This window comes from Streptomyces sp. NPDC048462 (genome assembly GCF_043200175.1).
Taxonomy (GTDB): Bacteria; Actinomycetota; Actinomycetes; order Streptomycetales; family Streptomycetaceae; genus Streptomyces.
Genome location: NZ_JBICXG010000021.1, coordinates 80996 through 101151, shown reverse-complemented (window position 1 = coordinate 101151; position 20156 = coordinate 80996). Strand labels below are relative to the sequence as shown.

Below are 20156 nucleotides of genomic sequence, written 5' to 3'. Positions count from 1 at the left end.
AGTGGGCGTGACCCATACGGGTGAACGCTGTGGAGTGGCTCACAGACAGCCTGTGACAAGGGCTGTTTCCGCCACTTTTCCCTTGGCCCCTCGCGGGGTGCGGGGTTCCGTCCTCAAACGCCGGACGGGCTGGATCTGTCCGGCATGAACAGCGCGTCCTGCGCCGCCTCCCGCGCCGCGAGCAGCGCGCCGCGCAGGACCGCGGTGCCGCCGAGCAGACCGGCCCTGACCTCGGTGCGCAGCGGGGACATCATGGCCAGCCGCTCCTCGACCCGGGCGGCCAGCGCGTCGCCGCCCGCGAGGCCGACCTCGCCCGAGAGCAGCAGGCACCCCGGGTCCAGGACCGAGATGACCGCGGACGCGCCCAGGGCCAGCCGGTCAGCGAGCGCGTCGAGGAACGCCTCACTGTCGCCCTCCCCCGCGAGGGCCGAGCGGACGGCGGCCGCCGAGCCCGGCTCCCGGCCGCCGGCCGGGGCGGCGATGCCGTGGGCGGCCGCCAGTTCACAGAGCGCCGCCGAGCCCACCAGGGAGTGGAAGCCGCCGTCACAGTTGACGGCCGAGGGGATGCCGACGGTGCCGGGGACCGGCATGAAGCCGATCTCGCCCGCCCCGCCCGAAGCTCCTCGGCGCAGCTTCCCGTCCAGCATGACGGCCGCCCCGACGCCGTGTCCGAGCCACATCAGGACGAAGGTGTCGTGGTCGCGGGCCGCGCCGGCACGGTGTTCGGCGACGGCGGCGAGATTGGTCTCGTTCTCGACGAGCACGGTCGCGGGCAGCCGCTGCTGGAGCGCGCGCACCAGGGTGCGGTGCCAGGCGGGCAGTCCCGTGGTGTCGCGGAGTTCCCCGGTGACCGGGTCGATCAGGCCGGGGGCGCCGACGCCGACGCTGTGCAGGGGCGCGGTGCCGGCTCGTCGCGCGGTGCGTTCCAGGAGGGCCACCGCCTGTTCGACGGCGTCGTCGGTGGCGGTCTCGCCGCCGATCGGCAGGGTGGCCTCGGCCAGCGTCTCGCCCAGGAGGTCGGCGACGACCAGGGCGAGGCTGTCGGTGCGTACGTCGAGGGCGGCCAGGTGGGCGCGGTCCGAGACGATCCCGTAGAGCCGGGCGTTGGGCCCGCGGCGCTCGGCGCCGGCCTCTCCGACCACCCGGACCAGGCCCGCGCCCTGAAGCCGTTCGACCAGGTCGGCGACGGTGGGCCGGGAGAGTCCCGTCAGGGTCTTCAGCTGCGTGGCCGTCAGCGGGCCGTCCTGCTGGAGGAGCCGCAGGGCGAGCCGGTCGTTGATGGCCCTGGCGGTGCTCGGTGATGCGGGCATGCCGGGATCCTTCCAGACTGCGGCCGCGAACGACGCCGGCACGGTCTATTTATCAGGCAGGGTTCCTGATAGTTTACTGCCCGCATCGTGGAGAAGGGCGCCGGGGAGCGTCACAGCCGCGGCATCGGAGAATTCCCAGGGGGGCACGGCGGTATGACGACGGATTCCACGGCAACGGTCTTCAGCACGGAGCAGGTGAGGCGCGCGAGGTATGCCATCGCCACCGTCTTCGCGGTACACGGAGCGGTGACCGGCAGTTTCGCCACCCGGGTGCCGTGGATCCAGGACCACGCCGGGCTCAGCGCCGGACAGCTCGGCATAGCCCTGGCCTTCCCGGCGATCGGCGCCTCGCTCGCGATGCCGCTGGCCGGCGCGATCAGCCACCGGTTCGGCTCCCGGACCGCGTTGCGCGGGCTGCTGATGCTGTGGACCCTGGCGCTGGTCCTGCCCGCCCTGGCCCCCAACCTGCTGACACTGTGCGCGGCGCTCCTGGTGTACGGGGCGTCGGCGGGCATGTCGGACGTGGCGATGAACGCGCTCGGCGTCGAGGTGGAGAACCGGCTCAACAAGTCGATCATGTCCGGGCTGCACGGGATGTGGAGCATGGGGGCGCTGATCGGTTCGGCGGCGGGCACGGTGGCCGCCCATGTGGGCGCCGACGCGCGGCTGCACCACGTCATCGCCGCCCTCGTCCTCACCGCGCTCGGCCTGATCGCCTGCCGGCGGGTGCTGGACCTGCGCAGCGAGCCGGACGCGGAGGCTCCGCCCCGGTTCACGCTGCCGCCCAGGTCGGCCCTGATCATCGGCGCGGTGGGCTTCTGCGCGGTGTTCGCCGAGGGCGCCAGCCTGGACTGGTCGGCGGTCTACCTCCGGGACGTCCTGGACAGTTCCGCAGGTCTGGCGGCCGCGTCGACGACCGCGTTCGCGCTGACCATGGCGGTGGCCCGGATCGCCGGTGACCGGGTCGTCGACCGCTTCGGCGCGGTACGGACGGTGCGGACCGGCGGCGTTCTCGCCACCGTCGGCGGCGTCCTGGTGGTCGCCGCGCCCAACGCGCTCCTGGCGATGTGCGGGTTCGGGCTGATGGGCCTCGGCATCGCCGTGGTCGTGCCGCTCGCCTTCGCGGCGGCCGGGCGCAGCGGGTCGAACCCGAGCCGGGCGATCGCGGGTGTCGCGACGATCACGTACACCTCGGGGCTGATCGCTCCGTCGGCCATCGGCTCACTGGCCGAGGCGACCTCGCTGGTCGTCTCCTTCGGGCTGGTCTCGGTGCTGGCCTTCGGGCTGGTGCTCGGGGCCGGTGTGCTGCGGGCGGGCGACCGCAAGGTGTCCTCACCGGCCGCCGGTGTGCCGGGCCCGGCGCCGGCCGAGCCGCGTCTCTGAGCCGACACGGGCTCCGCACGGACCGGCCCCCGCACGGCCCGGCCCCCTGACGGGCCGGGCCGTTGCGCCGTACGGATCACCGGGCCGCCCGCGCCCTGAGCCATCCGGGTCACCGGGTGCGGCGGGCGGTGGCCCCGCGCCTCCGTGCCCGGCTCCCGGCCGGAGGCGGGTGACGGACCGGGATTAACATGGCGCTGATCATTTCCGCGGTCCGCGCCGTGCCCCGTGAGGCACCGGCCTGCCGCACCTACACACAGGGAGCAACCATGGGCGGCCTCGGCGTGCGCTGGACCTTGCACGGCGACGGGAAGACGCCCGCACCGGGAGCGGTGGTCCGCCCCGACGAGCGGCTCTCCTGGCCCCGGACCTTCGGGCTCGGCGCCCAGCACGTGGTCGCGATGTTCGGGGCTTCGTTCGTGGCACCGGTACTGATGGGTCTCGACCCGAACCTGGCGATCATGATGTCGGGTGTCGCGACGGCCATCTTCCTGCTGGCCACGCGCGGGCAGGTGCCCAGCTACCTCGGCTGTTCGCTCTCGTTCGTCGGGGTGGCCGCGACCATCCGGGCCGGCGGCGGCAGCAGCGCCGTGGTCACCGGCGCGGTCTTCGTGGTGGGTGCGGTGCTCTTCCTGGCCGGTCTGGCGGTGCAGCGGTTCGGCGCGCGGATCATCCACGCCGCGATGCCGCCGGTGGTGACGGGCGCGGTCGTGATGCTGATCGGCTTCAACCTGGCGCCGGTCACCGCGTCCACGTACTGGCCGCAGGACCAGTGGACGGCGCTGCTGGTGATGCTGTTCACCGGACTGGCCGTGGTCTGCCTGCGCGGGTTCCTCTCCCGGATCGCTATCTTCCTCGGCCTGGTCTTCGGCTACGTCCTGTCCTGGGTCCTGGACCGGGTGTTCGGGAAGATCCACTCCCCCTCGGGCGGCGCCGAGGCCGTGGACCACTGGCGGCTGGACCTGGGCGGGGTCTCGAAGGCCGACTGGATCGGGCTGCCGACCTTCCACGCGCCGATCTTCGAGTGGTCCGCGATCCTGGTCGCGCTGCCCGTCGTCATCGCGCTGATCGCGGAGAACGCCGGCCATGTGAAGGCGGTCGGCGAGATGACGGGCCGCTCGCTCGACGGCAAGCTCGGCACCGCGATCGCCGCGGACGGCGCCGCCTCGATGCTGTCGACCGCGGTGGGCGGTCCGCCGAACACCACGTACTCCGAGAACATCGGCGTGATGGCCGCGACCCGGGTGTACTCCACCGCGGCCTACTGGGCGGCCGCCTGCTTCGCCCTGCTGTTCGGCCTGTGCCCCAAGTTCGGCGCGGTCGTGGCGGCCATTCCCGGCGGTGTCCTCGGCGGGATCACGGTGATCCTCTACGGCATGATCGGTCTCCTCGGTGCCCAGATCTGGTTGAACGCCAAGGTGGATCTGCGCAATCCGCTGAACCTGGTGCCGGCCGCCGCGGGCATCATCATCGGGGTCGGCGGCGTCAGCCTGAAGGTGTCCGACAACTTCGAGCTGAGCGGGATCGCGCTCGGCACCATCGTCGTGATCACCGGCTACCACGTGCTGCGGGCCTTCGCCCCGGCCCACCTCAAGACGCAGGAGCCGCTGCTCGACTCGGGGACGTCCGGCTACGACGGGAAGCCGCCGGCCGACACCGCCTGAGCCTGAGCCGGTGCCGGGCCGGCTCAGGCTCAGGCTCAGGCGGTGTCGGGCCGGCTCCGGATCAGGGGGTACCGGTGCGCTTTTCGAGACGGGTGCCGTTGCGAAGGGTGATCGACATGAGGTCGCTGGGAGCCTCCAGCTCCAGGCGGTGCCAGCGGCCGCGGGGAACGATCACGGCGTTGCCTGCCCGCAGCCGCACCATGTCCTCGGCCCCGCCGGGCTCGTCCGGACGGAAGTGGACGCGGATGCCGCCGGCCAGGCAGCACACCGCTTCCTCGGCCGCCGGGTGCATCTCCCAGTAGTCGGCGTGCACGTCGGCGTCGGTCTCGACGTGGAACGTGGCGATCTGCCAGGCGCCCGAGCCGTCGTTCGTCATCTGCCGTTCGGCGGCGCGGACTTCACCTTCGGGGTGGAAACACAGCGCCGAGGCGAACAGGTCGACGACGGGGGTCGTCATCATGAGTGTGTTCCTTCCAACTGGTTCTCTGTGGAGCCGGTGGGCTGTCGGAGGGGTGTGACGGTCCGGCGGCGCGGCAGCACACAGACGGCCACGACCGCCGCGAGCACGAAGACGGCCGCTGCGAGGGCCAGACCCAGGGCGTAGCCGTCGGTGAGCGCGGCGGCGCCGGTGCCAGTGCCGGTGCGGTGCGCGGCGACGGTGGCCAGGGCTGCCAGCCCCACGGAGCCGCCGAGCTGGCGTGAGCTGTTCATCAGGCCGGAGGCCATGCCCGCCTCGCGCGGAGCGACACCGGTGGTCGCGGCCGCCGCGACCGGGGCCAGGACGAGTCCGGCGCCGACGCTGGTGACCAGGGACGGGCCGAGCACATCGGTGAGGAAGCTGCCGTCGGGGCCGATGAGGGCGAACCAGGCCAGCCCCGCGGCCGCCAGCAGTGCGCCGGGCACCAGGGACACCCGGGGGGTGCGTGTCGCGGTGACGCGGGTCGCGACGACGGTTCCCGCGACCAGGCCCAGGGAGAAGGGCAAGAACGCCATGCCGGTCGCCGCGGCACCCATCCCCAGGACCTGCTGCATGTAAAGGGACACGAAGTAGAAGGCCGTGAACTGCCCGGCCGCTGCCAGGAACACCAGTACGTTCGCACCGGCGACCCAACGGCTGCGCAGCAGGCCGAGGCGCAGCAGCGGCGCCTTGACCCGTGACTCGACGACGACGAAGGCGGCCAGCAGCACGGCCGCGGCGGCGAGGGACGCCCAGGTGACCGGGGAGCCCCAGCCGAGGGTGTCGGTGCGCACGACACCGAGCACCAGCAGCCCGACGCCGCCCGTCGCCAGGACGGCGCCCAGCGCGTCCAGCCTCTCGCGCCGGGCGGGCGAGGTTCCGGCGGGCACCCCTGCGGGGATGAGCGCGAGGGCCGCCGCGACGACGGGCAGGTTGATCAGCATGACCCAGCGCCAGCCCGCGTACTCGGTGAGCAGTCCGCCCGCCAGCACGCCCAGCGCGCCGCCCGCCGCGTTCACCCCGCTCCACACCCCGAGCGCGCGCACGCGCCTGGGGCCTTCGGTGAACGTGGTGGTGAGCATCGCCAGCGCGGCCGGCGCGGCAGCGGCGGCGCCCAGGCCCTGCCCGGCGCGGGCGGCGATCAGCTGCCAGGGCGCCTGGGCCAGTCCGCCGGCCAGCGAGCACAGGCCGAACACGGTCAGCCCCAGCGCGAACATCCGGCGCCGGCCGTACAGGTCACAGGCGCGTCCCCCCAGCAGCAGGAAGCCGCCGAAGGCGAGCGCGTACACGTGTACGACCCACGACAGGTCGAGCGGCGCGAATCCCAGGGCGGTGTGGATCGCCGGCAGCGCGACGTTGACCACGGACATATCCAGGGCGAAGACGAACTGGGCGACGGCGGCTGCCGCCAGCACCACGCCCGGCTTCTCGCGGGAGTTTTTATACATGTAAGAAAACTAGCGTCGGAGGACGGCCCTTGTCGACACCGGGGCATGACGAGGTCGCGCAGCACCCTCGGTGCTGCGCGAGAGCCGGCGCACCCGACCGGGCGAGCCGCGACGGGTTCGGTCAGAAGCAGTCCCCGTACCAGTGCACCGCGCCGGGCGCCGAGACAGTTGCGCGTACCGACCCGGCCGGGGCGCGCAGCGGCCGCGCCATCCCCACGTGCTCCGTGACCTGACCGGCCTCCGTCAGCAGGACCGGCAGCGCGGCCCGCACGCCGGGGGTGACGGGAATCCGGACCCGGGCCCGGGTCAGCCCCGCCGCCCGGCCCCCGGCGGCGGCCGCCGCGAACAGCGGCCCCAGGCACGCGTCCGTACCCGCGAACTCGCGCACCTCCACGCGGTCTTCCTCGTGCCCGGCCACCAGCCAGCCGGCGAGCGCGCCGGAGACCGGGTCCTGGGCCACGAGCGACCGGTCGATCGCGCCGTACCAGGCGGGCACACGTACCGCCCAGTCCTCGGGCGCCCGCAGCGAGCTGAGCGGCCGCTTCGCGTTGTACGCGTGGTGCAGCGCGGCCACCTGGACCGCGTCCCGCGCGGTGGCGGCGCGGACCCGGAAGGCTCCGGCGGCGGAGGGCGCGGCGAGTGTCCCCTCGGTGTACGTGCTCGCGAACTCCTGCCATCCCGAGCCCCGGTAGACGCCGGGCGTCCCGGTGAACAGCAGGGACCAGGCGCACTGTTCGGCCGTCATGGTGCGTTCCGCCGCCGCCAGCAGCCGTCGCACCAGCCCCTGCCCCCTGGCTTCGGGGCGGGTCGCGACACTGCCGATGCCGCCGACGCGGCGCGGGGTGCCTTCCGCGTCGCGGATCAGCCTCGGCACGTAGACGACGACCGCGTCGATCCCCTCCCCCGCGTCGTTCTGCGCGACGAAGGTGTGCCGGTGGCGGTCCGGGTCGAGCGCGTGCAGCGCGGCGAGGTGCGGGGAGTCGAAGCACCGCTTCCACAGGGCGGCCAGCGCCGGGTCGTCGCCCTGGGTGGCGGTGCGGACGGTGGCGCTCACAGGATCAGGTTCCCGTCCGTGCGCACCCGCTCGCCGTCCCCGGGCATCGCGCTGCGCCGGGTGCCGTCCTCCACGCACCCGGTGTGCAGGACCGAGTCCATTGCGTCGGGGGCGAGGTGGAGGAAGCCGCCGGTGAAGCGGCTGCCGGTCGCCGCGTAGTGGTTCACGCCGTCGGCGATCCGCACGTGCGCGGTGTCCGCCGAGGCGGCGGTGCTGCTGAGACCGGTGAGGTCCCAGGTCGTGCTGCCGGGGCCGGGCGCCCGGCCGAGCAGCGTCCCGGCCTTGTTGCCGCCGGTGATCCTGGCGCCGCCGGTGACGGTGATCCGCTGGTCGCGCACGCCGCTCAGTTCGATGCCGGTGTTGCGGAACGTACCGCCGTCCAGGCGCAGATCGGCCGAGCCCACCGAGAGAGGAGCCGCGTCGTCGGAGCCGGTGACGGTGCAGTCGGTGAGGTGGACGGGGCCCGCCCCCCGCAGGACGAGGCCGTCGGCGCCCTTGAACGTGCAGCGCACGAAGTGGACGGGCGCGGTGACGGGGGTCTGCACGAGTACGGCGCCGGCGGGCGGTTCGAAGGAGCAGTCGCTGATGGTGGTCGGCCGGGTGGAGCGGTCCGAGCGCTGGGCGACGGCGAAGGTCTTCGCGGTGCAGCCGCGCACCTGGGCCCCGTCGGCGTTCACGGTGAGGGTGCCGGCCTGGTCGAAGGTCGGGCGGGCGATCACCGTGATGTCCTCCAGGGTCAGGTCGGTGATCTTGGTGTTGGCGGTGAACCAGGAGCAGACATGTCTGCGCACGGTGATCCGCTTGGCGGAGATCCCCCACTGGGCACCCGAGTTGGCGATGTCCATGAGCCCGGAGTTGCCGTCGAAGAGCAGGTCGTGCTCGTACTGGCCGTGGGTGGTGAAGGGGTTGCCGCCGGCGTCGTCGCCGTCGCCGTGGCAGTTGACGACGGTGCAGTAGGCGGAGGCCGTGAGGTCGTTGAGGTGGCGCACGTTGCTGGTCGTGCAGTCGGCCACCCGTCCGTACAGGCAGTAGATCTGCTGGGTGAGGTAGCCCGCGCCGCCGTACTCGACGGTGGGCGGGTTCTTCAGCGAGCACTCCTCGGTGCGGAAGCGGGTGCACCAGCGGCGCATGACGACCGGCCAGAAGGTCCCGGTGGCGTGGATGCCGGAGACGTCGCAGCCGACGGCGTACTCGAAGCTGACGGGGTGGGAGCCGGTGTACTCGTCGGGTCCCGCGCCCTCGAAGAGCATGTTGCGGATGTGGGTGTTGCGCACCGGCTCGGTCCGGGTCCAGGTGAGGGTCCGGCCCTCGGCGAGCTCCCAGCCGTTGAGGTAGCCGATCCGGATGTGGCCCGCGTCGATGATCTCGGTGATCTCGACGAGCTTCTGCAGTTCGCGCTCGTCCCCGCCGCCTCCCGCGACAGGGTCGACCTGCACCTTCCACCACTGGCCGACCGCGAACACCTTCGCGTCGGGGACCGGGAAGGTGTCGGTGAGCTCGATGACCTTGCCGGAGAGTGTGTGTGTGACGGTGGTGTCGGTGATGGTGCCCCGGAAGGAGAGGACGGCGCCGAAGGGGTTGTCGTGGGTGTTCTTCTCGATGCCGGTGGTGGTGATGTGGTGGCCGCCGAAGTCGAGTTCGATGTTGGAGCGGTCGAAGCGGTGGCGTTTGGTGAACAGGAGGTCGGTGTGGGCCTCGATGCGGTGGACGCTTGTGTCGTTGACCATGGTGTCGAGGGCGGTGTCGGCTGGGGTCTTGGCGTCGAGGTGGCCGAAGGTGCGGAAGTCGAGCGTTCCGGTGTGGAGCTGGTGCCAGCGTCCGGTCTTCGCTCCGGTGGGGGCTATGACGGTGCCGCCGTTGTGTGCGGCGGTGGACTTCTTGTTCCAGCGCAGGGCCATGGTGCCGCCGTCGCCGGGGGCGTGGTAGCCGGCCAGCAGGATCTGGGTGCCGTCGGTGAGCGGCTTGGTGTTCAGGGCCCGTAGCGCGGCGACCGTGTCCAGGTTCAGGACGTCGCCGGTGTGGGCGGGGACGGCCTGCGCGGACCCGGCGGCCACGGCCGAACCGGCCATGACCAGACCGGCGAGACCCGAAGCCCGCAGCAGATTCCGGCGGGACGAGGCGTTTGCGGACATGACGGAGGTGCTCCTCGCGTTGTCGATGCGTGCTCGGGGGAACCGCCCACCGGTCGGGCGCGGTCGGAAGGAGCGGTCAGATCGTGTTGCGGTACGGCGGCATGAAGCGCATCCGGGGCATCTGGTCCGCCAGCACCCCGCCGTCCACGACGATCCGCGCCCCGGTCAGATAGGCACCCGCGTCCGAGGCGAGCAGCAGCAGCGCGCCCACACATTCGTCGGGCCGCGCGTACCGGCCGAGCGGGATGCGCTCGCGGTACGCGGCCTCGAAGGCCTCCCGGTCGAAGGGGAACTCGCCGTCGATGGGGGTCTCGACCATGCCGGGGGCCAGGGTGTTGGCGGTGATGCCGTGCGGGGCGAGCTCGATCGCCAGGGTCTCGGTGAGCAGCTGGGCGGCGGCCTTGGAGGCGTTGTAGTGCGTGAGGCCGGCCTCGGCCACCAGGGCGTTCTTCGAGGTGATGGTGATGATGCGGCCGGGCACGGAGTCCGCCGTCATGTGTTCGGCGATGCGCTGGCTGAGGAAGAACACCGCGTCCACGTTGACCCGCATGATGTGCGACCAGCTGGCCGGCGTGATCTCGTTGAAGCGTTCCAGCGCGGCCGTGCCCGCGTTGTTGACCAGGATGTGCAGCGGCCCGTTCTCGGCGCGCACCGCGTCGGCGAAGCCGCCCAGCGCGTCGATGTCCGCGAGGTCCTGGCCGTACACGCGGCAGCGCCGCCCGAGCGCCTCCACCTCCGCCGCCGTCCGCTCGACGCCCTCGGCGCCCGGCAGGTCCACGAGCACCAGGTCGGCGCCCGCCTCGGCCAGCCCCACGGCGAAGGACCGGCCGAGGCCCCGGGCGGCCCCGGTCACCACCGCGGTGCGGCCGGTCAGGTCGAAGCGGTCGGTGCCCCGGGGCGGGACGGCTGCGGTCATGGCGGGAACTCCTCCAGGCGGAGAGATGCGGAACAGGGCCTGCCCGGCCCTGTTCCGGTCGGGGTCGGGCCGCCGCGCGAGGGGACACATGGGTGGTGCGCGGCGGCCCTGCTGCCGGCCGGCGCCCCCGGACAGGGGGATGAACCGGGGCGCCGTGCCGGCAGTTCGGGGGAACGGCGGGTCAGCCGTTCAGGCCCAGCAGATCGAGGGAGGGCCGGTGGATGATCTCCTCGATCGCGTCCGCGTCCAGCGGCGGCAGCCCGGGGATGCCGGGGATGCGGGCGATCTCCCGGAGCCCCTTCACCGAGTCGTCGACCGTCGTGAACGGGTAGTCGCTGCCGAACAGCACCTTGTGGAAGACCCCGTAGTCCTGGACCAGCCGGAGGCTGTGCCAGAGCTGGAAGGGCCGGTAGTGCAGGGCGCTGAGGTCGGCGTACACATGCGGGTGCTTGCGGATGACCGCGATGCACTCGCCCTCGAAGGGGTGGCCGAGGTGGGCCAGGACCATCCGCAGTTCCGGGTGGCGGATGGCGACCGCGTCCAGGTGGCGGGGCATCGCCCACTCCAGCGGTGCGCTGGAGACGAAGGTCGTGCCGGTGTGCACCAGGAGCGGCAGCCCGTGCCGTTCGGCGTAGGTGTACAGCTCGTCGTACTCCTCGGCGGCCGGGTCGAAGCCCGCGTACATCGGCATCAGTTTGATGCCGCGCAGGCCGAGCTCCTGGTGGCCGTGGCGCAGTTCCTCCTGCCAGCCGGGCTGGGTGGGGTCGAGCGCCAGGTAGCCGATCAGCCGGTCGGGCTGCTTGCCGACATACGCGGCCACGGCGGCGTCGTCGACCCAGAGGCCGCTGCGCCTGGCCTTGCCGCCGACGACGATCGTGCGGGTGGAGTCGGGCGCGGTGGCGGCGTACTCCTCCCACTTCACCGTGAGGTCGACTTCGCCCGCGTGGGCGCGGGCGGAGTCGGAGCTGAAGGGGTCGGTGAAGTCGTGGCTGTGCCGGAAGAGGTGGGAGTGGACGTCGGTGATCATGTGCGGTTCCGCTTCTCCCAGCCGTCCGCGAACATGTTCCAGAAGCGGTGGCTGGGCGGGTGTTCCTCGAAGACCTCGTCGACGAGTTCGACGCCGAGCCCGGGGGCGGTGGGCAGCCCGATGCGGCCGTCCTCCATCGGGAGGGTGCCCTTGAGCGCGTCGAAGACGAACGGCTCCAGGAGCCCGTCGAAGGTTTCGAGGATCTTGAAGTTGGGGATTCCGAGCGCCGCGTGCACCGAGACGGTGGTGCAGAGCGGGGAGTTGGAGTTGTGCGGGGCCACCAGCATGCCGTGCGTGTCGGCGATCGCGGCGAGCTTCCTGACCTCGGTGAAGCCGCCGGCCATGGACAGGTCGGGCTGGATGATGTCGACGGCGTTGGTCGCGAACAGCTGCTTGTACTCGTAGCGGTTGTGGAAGTGCTCACCGCCGGAGATCGGGAACGTGGCGCGCTGCCGCAGTTCCGCGTACCGCTCGATGTGGGTCCAGGGCATCGGCTCCTCGAACCAGCCGATGTCGAAGGGCTCCAGCTCCCGCACGAGACGGGCGGCGGTCGGCATGGCGAACCGGGCGTGGCCCTCGATGAAGAGGTCGATGTCCGGTCCGATCGCCTCGCGGACGGCGGCCACGAGGTCGATGGAGCGGCGCAGTTCGGCACGCTCCAGCTCGTGCAGGCCGGGGCCGAAGGGGTCGAACTTGAGGGCGGTGAAGCCCTTCGCCACGGTCTCCTTCGCCTTGGCCGCGAAGGTCTCGGGCTCGCGTTCGCCGGTGTACCAGCCGTTGGCGTAGACGCGTACGTCGTCACGGCAGGCGCCGCCGGTCAGCCGGTAGGCGGGGACGCCGAGCGCCTTGCCCATCAGGTCGTACATCGCCTGGTCCAGGCCGGACAGGGCGACGCCGCCCATGTCGCCGCCGCGCAGGAAGTCGCCCTGGTAGACGCGGAGCCAGAGCTCCTCGACGTCGAAGGGGTCGGCGCCGATCAGGTGCCGGCCGGCGATGGCCTCGGTGAGCGCGCAGACCTCGGCGACGCGGTAGGGGTGGGTGATCTCCCCGATGCCGCTCAGGCCCTCGTCGGTGTGGACCCGGACGTAGCCGAAGTCGCGCCAGGAGGTGCCGAGCATCAGCGTCTCGACGCGGGTGATCCGTCCGGCGGGGCCGGCGGGACGGGTGCGGTTGACGGTCAGCATCAGCGGGTCGCTCCGCCCATGGTCGAGGTGTTCTCCAGGTCGCGGGCGCCGCCGTCGGCCAGGACGGCCTTGACCGCGGCCTCGGTGCCCTCGATGAGACGGTCCACGTCGGCGTCGCTGTGCGCGTAGCTGATGTGGCTGCGCTTGAGGTTGAGCGGCAGCTCGAACAGGCCGTGCTCCAGCAGCTTGCGGCGGTAGCCGACGAACAGCGAGGCGTCGTTGGCCAGCAGGTCCGCGTAGGTGCGGGGGGCCTCGCCCGGCATGAAGTAGCTGACGAAGACGGAGCCGTAGCCGGTGACGACGGCGGGGACGCCGAGGCGCTCGTACAGTGCGGCCAGTTCGGTGCGGACGCGGCCGCCGAGCCGGAAGACGTGGTCGTGGACCGGTTCCTCGCGGAGTTTGCGCAGGGTGGCGAGGGCGGCGGCGACGACGGACGGGTGGCCGTTGTACGTGCCGGCGAAGAAGGCCGGGGCGCCGGGGCGGGTGGAGAAGAGGTCCATCAGGTCGGCGCGGCCGCCGATCGCGCCGACGGGGGCGCCGTTGGCGATGGCCTTGCCGAGGGTGGTGAGGTCGGGGGTGACTCCGGAGATCTGCTGCCAGCCGCCGAGGCTGTGGCGGAAGCCGGTGATGACCTCGTCGAAGATCAGGACGCTGCCGGCCCTCGTGGTCTCCTCGCGCAGGGTGGTCAGGAACTCCTGGTACGGCAGGAGCGCGCCGACGTTGTGCGGGACGGGCTCGACGATGACGGCGGCGATGTCGGAGCCGTGGTCGGCGAAGGCGGTCCGGACGGCCTCGCTGTCGTTGAACGGCAGGACGAGGGTGGCGTCGAGGACCTCGGGCAGGATGCCGGTGGAGATCGGGTCGTGGCCGCCGACCTTCTCGGGCGCGGAGATGACGTTGAGGCTGACCGAGTCGTGCCAGCCGTGGTAGCAGCCCTGGAACTTGACGACGAGGCGGCGGCCGGTGGAGGCGCGGGAGACCCGCAGCGCGTGGAACGTGGCCTCGCTGCCGGTGCTGGTGAGCAGCACCTTCTCGATGGAGGGGATCAGCTCGGTGAGTTGTTCGGCGAGGAGGACCTCGCCCTCGGTGACGCCGACGCCCATGTGGCCGAGGGTGGCGCCGGCCTGGGCGGTCGCGCGGGCCACGTCGGGGTCGTTGTGGCCGAGCAGCGGCGGGCCGAACGCCGAGTGGAAGTCGGTGTACTCGCGTCCGTCGGCGGTACGGAACCGTGCGCCGTCGGTCCCGGTGACGACCAGGTCGGTCAGTCCGGGAACGCTGCGCTGACCGCTGTTCACGCCGCCGGGTACGACCTGGCGGGCGCGTTCGGCGAGTCGGGCTCCGGATTGGTTGCCTACCGGGCCTGAACTCATGGTGCTTGCTCCTTGCGTCGAGAGTCGTCGGTTTTCGCGGGCCCTGCCCGGCCCGTGAGTCCCTGGCGCCATCCGCCCGGCAGTCGCCGCAGGAAGAGGTGATCCGTGGTGCTCGGTACTGCGTTTCGATTTTTCAGAACACTGTTCTGTAGAGCCGAACAGTGCCTGGATATTACGTCCACCCCTGAAACCGGTCAACCCCCTTCCAGCCACACAGAGCCCCGATTCCCGGGATTTCTTGGCTCTCACGTACATCCAGGCATCCCATAGGCACTACGCTGTTCTGCTATGACGAACAGCGCTGCTCCTGAGGAACCGAAATACTGGGTCAAGAGCGTGGCCAGGGCAGCCGACATCCTCGAAGCTCTCGCCGCCCCCTCCCAGGGGAACGGCCTGAGCGTCACCGAGGTCGGCCAGGTCTGCTCCATCTCCAAGAGCGCCGCGTTCGGCATGCTCCAGACCCTGCGCGCCTACGGCCTCGTCTCGGACGACGGCGAGGGCATGAACCGGCGCTACCGGCTCGGCATGAGCCTGGCCAGGCTCGGCGACCGGGCCAGGTCCCAGGTCTCGCTGCGCGGGGTCGCCCACCCCGTCCTGCGCGAACTCACCCGCACCACCGGCATGGCCTCCAGGCTCGCCGTGCCCGAGGACGGCCACGCGGTCGTGGTGGACCAGGTCGAGCTCGACCAGCGCGTCCGGCTCGATCTACGGATGGGCCAGCGCGAGCTGCCGCACTGCACGGGCCTGGGCAAGGCGCTGCTCTCGGCGGTGCCGGCGGGCGAGGCCGCCTCGATCGTCGAGCGGTTCGGGCTGCCCCGGCGCACGTCGCGCACGATCACCGACCCGGCGACCTTCATGTCCCACCTCCGCGACATCGCCAGGGTCGGCTACGCCCTGGACGACGAGGAGGACGCCGAGGGCATCATCTGCATCGGCGCACCGGTCTTCGACGACCGTTCGGTGTGCGCCGGCGCCGTCTCCATCACCGGCCTCAAGACCGGCCTGCCGGCCTGGCGCTACCAGGAACTGGGCGGCCAGGTCCGGGACTCGGCCCGTCGGATCAGCGTCTCGCTGGGCTGGGTCGACGACCCGGAGGACGACACATCGGACACCGTCACCTCACATTCCGACGAAATCGGGTCTTGACCGATCGGCACAACCCGCCGTAGGTTCCCTGCCAACCCCGGTGACGCTCACCCGTCACCGGCGATTTACCCCTCCCGGTCCGATTCCGACGCCTGCCCACCGCGTCGTGAACATCCGACGACCGGACCCTTTTCAGCCATCCGCCGCATGGCAGTCCACCGCAGGAACGCTCCCTCACTTGTCGCGCTTCTTGGAAGGCGAAGTCCGCATGAGCGTTCCGCACCACTCCACCTCTGCCTCGTCCCGTCGCAACGTGCTGCGGGCTTCGGGTCTCGCCGGTCTGGTCATGGCCGGTTCGGCCGTGGCCGCCGGGTCCGCGCAGGCCGTCCCCGCCCACACCGGCGACGTCCTGAACCTGGACACGGTCGCCGCGCTACGGGCCCTGAACACCAAGCCGCTCACCGACGGCACCCAGATCCTGCTGGCCGGCTACCACGCCCCCGGCGACGGCGGCACCATGGCCCTGCGCTGGAACAAGAAGTCCACCGCCGCGCACAACGGTGGCACCGTCATAGCCCCCACCGGAGCGAAGACCGGACGCTGGCACCAGCTCCACACCGGAACGCTCGACTTCCGCACCTTCGGCCACCTCGACGCCAAGACCCCAGCCGACACCGCCCTCGACACCATGGTCAACGACACAAGCGTCCACCGCATCGAGGCCCACACCGACCTCCTGTTCACCCGACGCCACCGCTTCGACCGCTCCAACATCGAACTCGACTTCGGCGGCCACCACATCACCACCACCGGCATCGAGAAGAACACCCACGACAACCCCTTCGGCGCCGTCCTCTCCTTCCGGGGCACCATCACCGACACCACCGTCACACACACACTGAGCGCGGCGATGCCGGACCTCTCGGACCTCTTCGAGGTCGGGGACTCCTCGAAGTTCGCGGTCGGCCAGTGGTGGGCGGTGGAGATCAACGCGCTGTCGGGGCAGTACGAGAAGGAGATCCAGCGACTCGTCCAGGTCACCGGTGTCGTCGACGCCACGCACATCCGGGTCAACTACCAGATCGGCTGGGACCTGGCCGCAGGGCGCACCCTGACCTGGACCCGGATCGAGCCCGTCGACCGCGCCCACGTGCGCAACATGGTCTTCGAGGGCTGGGGCGAGGACGAGATGACCGGCTCGCACCCGGTCGCCTACGAGTACGCGGTGCGCTGCGACGTCTCCGGCATCGAGGCCATCGGCACCTTCTGGCCGGTGGTGATGCGCCGCTGGTGCACGTACTACCGCACCGAACAGTGCTCGCTGACCAACCCGAAGTCCGTCACCTACGGCGGCGCGGGCTACCTCACCCAGCAGATCTACTGCCTCTACGGGCATGTGGAGGACTGTCACACCTCCAACGCCCGCCACCTCAACGACTTCACGGCCTCGGCCTACTGCTACGTCACCAACTGCCACGGCGACGGTGACGACGAGGGCCCGTTCGTCACCCACGGCCAGTTCGAGCACGACCTCACCTACACCGGAAACTCCGGCCTGATGACCTTCGCCAACTCGGGCACTCCCTGGGGCGGCCGGGCCAAGCGGATCACCGTGCGCCGGCACGCCTGCTCCTGGTTCGTGGCCCGCGTCAAGATCACCGACCTGACGCTCGAAGACGTCCTGGTCATCGGCAAGAAGTCCCTGGACGGCTCCGGAATGCTCTGGGTCAACGCGGACGGCGTGCAGATGCGGGGCTGTACGGCGACGGGTCCGCTGATCGTCTCCCGGGCCTCCGACCTGTCCGCCCGCCCCAACGTGATCGCCGACTCCTCCTTCGCCTTCGCGGCGGGCGCGGAGATCACCCAGGCAGGCGTCAGCGCCCCGCTCACCCTCCAGGGCACCACGCTGAAGGGCGTCGACGGCGCGGTGTTCAACGGCACCGGGCCGCTCACCCTCGACCAGTGCACGCTGACCGGCTCGAAGGACACCGCCCCGGTCTCGCTGGCCCACTCCGACGTCAGCGTCCTGGGCGGCGAACTCCGCGACACCGGCCTCAAGCTGACCTCGGCCAAGGACCAGCGGCTGCGCATCGACGGCACACGCCTTTCCGGCACCAACAAGGACGGCGCCCTGCTCGCCCGTACCGGAGCCGGCCGGACCGTCGACTGGCAGCTCAGCGGCCTCGACTCGGCCGCGCCCGGGGGCACCGCCCATGTGCTGCTCACCGAGGGCACCAACCGCTACCGGGCCACCGGCTCCACCTTCACCGGGGGCCGGCTCGAACTGCGGCCGGCGGCGTTCGGCGGCTCCAGCCATCTGCTGCACACCGGCTGCGTCGAGGACGGCACCGAGCGCACCGCGCTCCCGGACGAGGGCGACCGCGTAGCCCACACCGCGGCCACGCTGCGCTTCTGACCACCTGGGCCCCCGCGCCCATCGAGCACCAGGGATACCCCGTGTCCACGCATACCCCGATCACCGGCAGGCCCGTACGCGTCGCACTCGTCGGCGCCGGCAACCGCGGTCAGACGTACGCCGAGTGGATCAAGGCGCACCCCGAGCGCGCCGAACTCGTCGCCGTCGCCGATCCACGCCCCGCGGCGCGGGCGGCGGCCGGCGCGCACGTCGGGTTCGACGACTGGCGGCCGCTCGTGGAGGACCGCATCGCGGACGCCGTGATCGTCGCCACCCAGGACCGCTTCCACGTGGAGCCGGTGCTGGCCCTGGCCGGGGCCGGTTACGCGATCCTCGCGGAGAAGCCGCTCGCCCCGACCGAGGAGGAGACCCGGCGGATCGTCGAGGGGGTGGAGCGGGCCGGGGTGCTGTTCGCCGTCTGCCACGTCATGCGGTACACGCCGTACACCGACCTGGTGAAGGAGGTGGTGGACTCCGGGGTGCTCGGTCAGCTGGTCTCCCTCGACCATCTGGAGCCGGTCGGCTGGTGGCACTACGCGCACAGTTACGTCCGCGGTCCCTGGCGCAGCGAGAAGGACTCCTCCCCGATGCTGCTGGCCAAGTCGTGCCACGACCTGGACTGGATCACGTACGTCATGGGCGGCCGGATCGAACAGGTCACCGGCTTCGGCGGGCTGAAGCACTTCCGGCCCGAGAACGCCCCGGCCGGGTCCGCCGACCGGTGCCTGGACTGCGCGGTCGAGGCGGACTGCCCGTACAGCGCGCTGAAGCTGTACATGCCGACGCTGCGCGAGAAGGGCGCGGTCTGGCCGGTCACCCATGTCACCGAGGCGACCGACGAGGCCGGTCTCGTACAGGCGCTGCGCGAGGGCCCGTACGGGGTCTGCGCCTACCGGAGCGACAACGACGTGGTGGACCACCAGGTCCTCGCCATGCAGCTGACGGACGGGGTGACCGCGACCTTCCAGATGGTCGCGTTCACCGAGCAGACCCACCGCCAGACCCGGATCTTCGGCTCGCACGGCTGGCTCATCGGTGACGGTGAGCGGGTCACGGTGCAGGACTTCCGAACCGGCGAGTCCACCGTCCACGAACTCGGCACGTCCGGTTCGAACGCCGCCGACGGGCACGGCGGCGGGGACGCCGCACTCGTCGAGGCGTTCGTCACCGCCGTCGCCACCGGCGACCCGGGGGCCGTCCGCTCCGGTCCCGCCACCTCGCTCGGCAGCCACCTCGCGGCGTTCGCCGCCGAACGCGCCCGGCACACCGGCACCGTCCAGACGGTCCCGGCGCAGTGACTTCCCCTCTTCCCGCCCTCAGGTTCCCGGAGGACCACCTCATGTCCCGTCTCCTCACCCGCCGTTCCGGAGTCCGCGCCCTCGCCGCCCCCGTCCTGGCCACCGCGCTCGCCGCCGGTGTGCTGGCCGGCTGTTCCGGCAGCGGCGGCGACGACAACACCGTGACCATGTGGACCTACCCGGTCATCTTCGACGAGGCCAAGAACAAGGCGTACTGGGACGGCCTGGTCAAGGCGTTCGAGAAGAAGCACGACGGCGTCACGGTGAAGGTGGAGACCTTCCCCTGGGCCAACCGCGACACCGCCCTGGCCACCGCCATCGCCTCCGGCAAGGGCCCCGACGCCGTCTACCTGATCCCGGACCAGCTGCCGAAGTACACCAAGAACATCGTCCCGGCCGACGACTACATGCCGGCCTCCGCCAAGTCGGACTACACGGACTTCGCGCTGAAGTCCGTCACCGTGGACGGCAAGCCGCTCGCCACCCCGATCCTGACCAGCGCCAACCCGCTGATCTGCGACAAGCGGGTGTTCGACGCGATCGGTGAGAAGACCTACCCGACGAGCTGGGCGGACCTGGAGGCGCTCGCCCCGAAGCTGAAGAAGAAGGGCTACTACGCCACCAGCTACAGCGGCGACACCCAGCAGACCCTGAACATGACCTTCTACCCGCTGCTCTGGCAGGCCGGCGGCGACGTCTTCTCCGAGGACGGCAGACACGTCACCTTCAACGACGCGGCGGGTGTGAAGGCGCTGACGTACCTGAAGAAGCTGGTCGAGGGCGGCTACACCGACAAGGACCTGGTCACGACCACGCCCAAGCTGGAGCAGACCCCGACCGCCAAGGGCAAGGTCGCCTGCACCTGGCAGAACACCCCGGCGGACGTCGAGCCGTTCTGGGGCAAGGAGAACATCGTCGTCCAGCCGCCCCTGAAGGACACCGCCTCGGTCGGCTACGGCACCGTGGGCGCCCTGGCGATGCTGAAGGGCGCCGGCAAGAAGAACACCGGCGACTGGCTGAACTTCGTCGCCGAGTCGAAGAACTCGGCCGCACTGCAGAAGGCCGCCGGCTACTTCCCGGCCCGCAAGTCCGGCGGTGACCTGTACCCGGACGACAAGCTCCAGACCGCCGTCGGCGCCACGCTGCCGAGCATGGACGTCGGCCCGCTCCAGGACAAGGCGCGTGAGGTCCAGGGCGTGCTCGCCCCGGAGATCCAGGCCGCGCTGCTCGGCAAGAAGAGCCCGCAGGACGCGCTGAACACCGCGCAGAAGGCCGCGCAGGCGATGCTCGGCCGCTGATCCACGGTCGGGGGGGGGCGCGCGCCCGCCCCCCCCCCCCCCCGGGGCCGCCCCCCCACCCCCCCCCCACCCCCCCCCCCCCCCCCCGGCACCCCAGGGCGGGGGGGCGGGACCCC

At 71.7% G+C, this 20156-nt stretch carries 15 protein-coding genes; 6 read left to right on the top strand and 9 right to left on the bottom strand.

Features of this window, described 5'->3' with window-relative positions:
• Window positions 1-113 precede the first annotated feature (113 nt).
• Complete coding sequence (locus ACGFU6_RS28985; RefSeq protein ID WP_393615139.1) at window positions 114-1310, bottom strand: ROK family transcriptional regulator; 1197 nt, start codon at window positions 1308-1310, stop codon at window positions 114-116.
• 153 nt (window positions 1311-1463) lie between these two features.
• Here ACGFU6_RS28985 and ACGFU6_RS28980 point away from each other — a divergent pair, with 153 nt between their 5' ends.
• Both ACGFU6_RS28980 and ACGFU6_RS28975 read left to right on the top strand, forming a co-directional pair.
• On the top strand, window positions 1464-2693 hold the full coding sequence (locus ACGFU6_RS28980; protein ID WP_393615138.1) for an MFS transporter: 1230 nt from the start codon (window positions 1464-1466) through the stop codon (window positions 2691-2693).
• A gap of 266 nt (window positions 2694-2959) precedes the next feature.
• Entirely contained in the window at window positions 2960-4354 is a 1395-nt protein-coding gene (locus ACGFU6_RS28975) for a uracil-xanthine permease family protein (RefSeq protein ID WP_393615233.1), read from the top strand.
• 61 nt (window positions 4355-4415) lie between these two features.
• On the opposite strand, the gene ACGFU6_RS28970 is transcribed toward ACGFU6_RS28975, so the two are convergent.
• The 8 genes from ACGFU6_RS28970 to ACGFU6_RS28935 form a co-directional block, all read right to left on the bottom strand.
• Window positions 4416-4811 (bottom strand): cupin domain-containing protein, encoded by a 396-nt coding sequence (locus ACGFU6_RS28970; RefSeq protein ID WP_393615231.1) that lies wholly within the window; start codon window positions 4809-4811, stop codon window positions 4416-4418.
• Complete coding sequence (locus ACGFU6_RS28965; RefSeq protein WP_393615136.1) at window positions 4811-6259, bottom strand: MFS transporter; 1449 nt, start codon at window positions 6257-6259, stop codon at window positions 4811-4813. Before ACGFU6_RS28965 ends, ACGFU6_RS28970 begins: the two co-directional genes overlap by 1 nt.
• A 121-nt stretch (window positions 6260-6380) precedes the next feature.
• Complete coding sequence (locus tag ACGFU6_RS28960; RefSeq protein WP_393615134.1) at window positions 6381-7313, bottom strand: GNAT family N-acetyltransferase; 933 nt, start codon at window positions 7311-7313, stop codon at window positions 6381-6383.
• Window positions 7310-9445 carry a peptidase C14 gene (locus ACGFU6_RS28955; RefSeq protein WP_393615132.1) on the bottom strand — a complete coding sequence of 712 codons (2136 nt, stop codon included), beginning with the start codon at window positions 9443-9445 and terminating at the stop codon, window positions 7310-7312. The genes ACGFU6_RS28960 and ACGFU6_RS28955 overlap by 4 nt, the downstream gene beginning before the upstream one ends.
• Before the next feature lie 76 nt (window positions 9446-9521).
• Window positions 9522-10361, bottom strand: a complete 840-nt coding sequence (locus ACGFU6_RS28950; protein ID WP_393615130.1) for an SDR family NAD(P)-dependent oxidoreductase — start codon at window positions 10359-10361, stop codon at window positions 9522-9524.
• Between the two features lie 181 nt (window positions 10362-10542).
• Window positions 10543-11388, bottom strand: coding sequence for an amidohydrolase family protein (locus tag ACGFU6_RS28945; RefSeq protein WP_393615128.1), 846 nt, complete (start codon window positions 11386-11388; stop codon window positions 10543-10545).
• Window positions 11385-12572 carry a mandelate racemase/muconate lactonizing enzyme family protein gene (locus ACGFU6_RS28940; RefSeq protein ID WP_393615126.1) on the bottom strand — a complete coding sequence of 396 codons (1188 nt, stop codon included), beginning with the start codon at window positions 12570-12572 and terminating at the stop codon, window positions 11385-11387. Before ACGFU6_RS28940 ends, ACGFU6_RS28945 begins: the two co-directional genes overlap by 4 nt.
• Window positions 12572-13942 (bottom strand): aspartate aminotransferase family protein, encoded by a 1371-nt coding sequence (locus ACGFU6_RS28935; protein ID WP_393615124.1) that lies wholly within the window; start codon window positions 13940-13942, stop codon window positions 12572-12574. Before ACGFU6_RS28935 ends, ACGFU6_RS28940 begins: the two co-directional genes overlap by 1 nt.
• Window positions 13943-14230: 288 nt before the next feature.
• On the opposite strand from ACGFU6_RS28935, the gene ACGFU6_RS28930 reads away from it, so the two are divergent.
• The 4 genes from ACGFU6_RS28930 to ACGFU6_RS28915 all read left to right on the top strand — a co-directional run bounded on the left by ACGFU6_RS28930 (window position 14231) and on the right by ACGFU6_RS28915 (window position 20040).
• Window positions 14231-15088, top strand: coding sequence for an IclR family transcriptional regulator (locus tag ACGFU6_RS28930; RefSeq protein ID WP_393615122.1), 858 nt, complete (start codon window positions 14231-14233; stop codon window positions 15086-15088).
• A gap of 208 nt (window positions 15089-15296) precedes the next feature.
• Entirely contained in the window at window positions 15297-17444 is a 2148-nt protein-coding gene (locus ACGFU6_RS28925) for a peptidase C14 (RefSeq protein ID WP_393615120.1), read from the top strand.
• Window positions 17445-17485: 41 nt separating this feature from the next.
• Complete coding sequence (locus tag ACGFU6_RS28920) at window positions 17486-18742, top strand: Gfo/Idh/MocA family protein (RefSeq protein ID WP_393615118.1); 1257 nt, start codon at window positions 17486-17488, stop codon at window positions 18740-18742.
• A gap of 41 nt (window positions 18743-18783) precedes the next feature.
• The gene (locus ACGFU6_RS28915) at window positions 18784-20040 is read left to right on the top strand and encodes an ABC transporter substrate-binding protein (protein WP_393615116.1); all 1257 of its coding nucleotides are present in this window, start codon (window positions 18784-18786) and stop codon (window positions 20038-20040) included.
• Window positions 20041-20156 lie beyond the last annotated feature (116 nt).

Excerpts from the sequence above, each read along its gene's own strand:
- ACGFU6_RS28930 (WP_393615122.1), top strand. The coding sequence starts at position 14,231 with ATGACGAACAGCGCTGCTCCTGAGGAACCGAAATACTGGGTCAAGAGC.
- ACGFU6_RS28940 (WP_393615126.1), bottom strand. The coding sequence starts at position 12,572 with ATGCTGACCGTCAACCGCACCCGTCCCGCCGGCCCCGCCGGACGGATC.
- ACGFU6_RS28935 (WP_393615124.1), bottom strand. The coding sequence starts at position 13,942 with ATGAGTTCAGGCCCGGTAGGCAACCAATCCGGAGCCCGACTCGCCGAA.
- ACGFU6_RS28975 (WP_393615233.1), top strand. The coding sequence starts at position 2,960 with ATGGGCGGCCTCGGCGTGCGCTGGACCTTGCACGGCGACGGGAAGACG.
- ACGFU6_RS28985 (WP_393615139.1), bottom strand. The coding sequence starts at position 1,310 with ATGCCCGCATCACCGAGCACCGCCAGGGCCATCAACGACCGGCTCGCC.
- ACGFU6_RS28945 (WP_393615128.1), bottom strand. The coding sequence starts at position 11,388 with ATGATCACCGACGTCCACTCCCACCTCTTCCGGCACAGCCACGACTTC.
- ACGFU6_RS28980 (WP_393615138.1), top strand. The coding sequence starts at position 1,464 with ATGACGACGGATTCCACGGCAACGGTCTTCAGCACGGAGCAGGTGAGG.
- ACGFU6_RS28915 (WP_393615116.1), top strand. The coding sequence starts at position 18,784 with ATGTCCCGTCTCCTCACCCGCCGTTCCGGAGTCCGCGCCCTCGCCGCC.
- ACGFU6_RS28950 (WP_393615130.1), bottom strand. The coding sequence starts at position 10,361 with ATGACCGCAGCCGTCCCGCCCCGGGGCACCGACCGCTTCGACCTGACC.
- ACGFU6_RS28970 (WP_393615231.1), bottom strand. The coding sequence starts at position 4,811 with ATGACGACCCCCGTCGTCGACCTGTTCGCCTCGGCGCTGTGTTTCCAC.
- ACGFU6_RS28955 (WP_393615132.1), bottom strand. The coding sequence starts at position 9,445 with ATGTCCGCAAACGCCTCGTCCCGCCGGAATCTGCTGCGGGCTTCGGGT.
- ACGFU6_RS28925 (WP_393615120.1), top strand. The coding sequence starts at position 15,297 with ATGAGCGTTCCGCACCACTCCACCTCTGCCTCGTCCCGTCGCAACGTG.
- ACGFU6_RS28965 (WP_393615136.1), bottom strand. The coding sequence starts at position 6,259 with ATGTATAAAAACTCCCGCGAGAAGCCGGGCGTGGTGCTGGCGGCAGCC.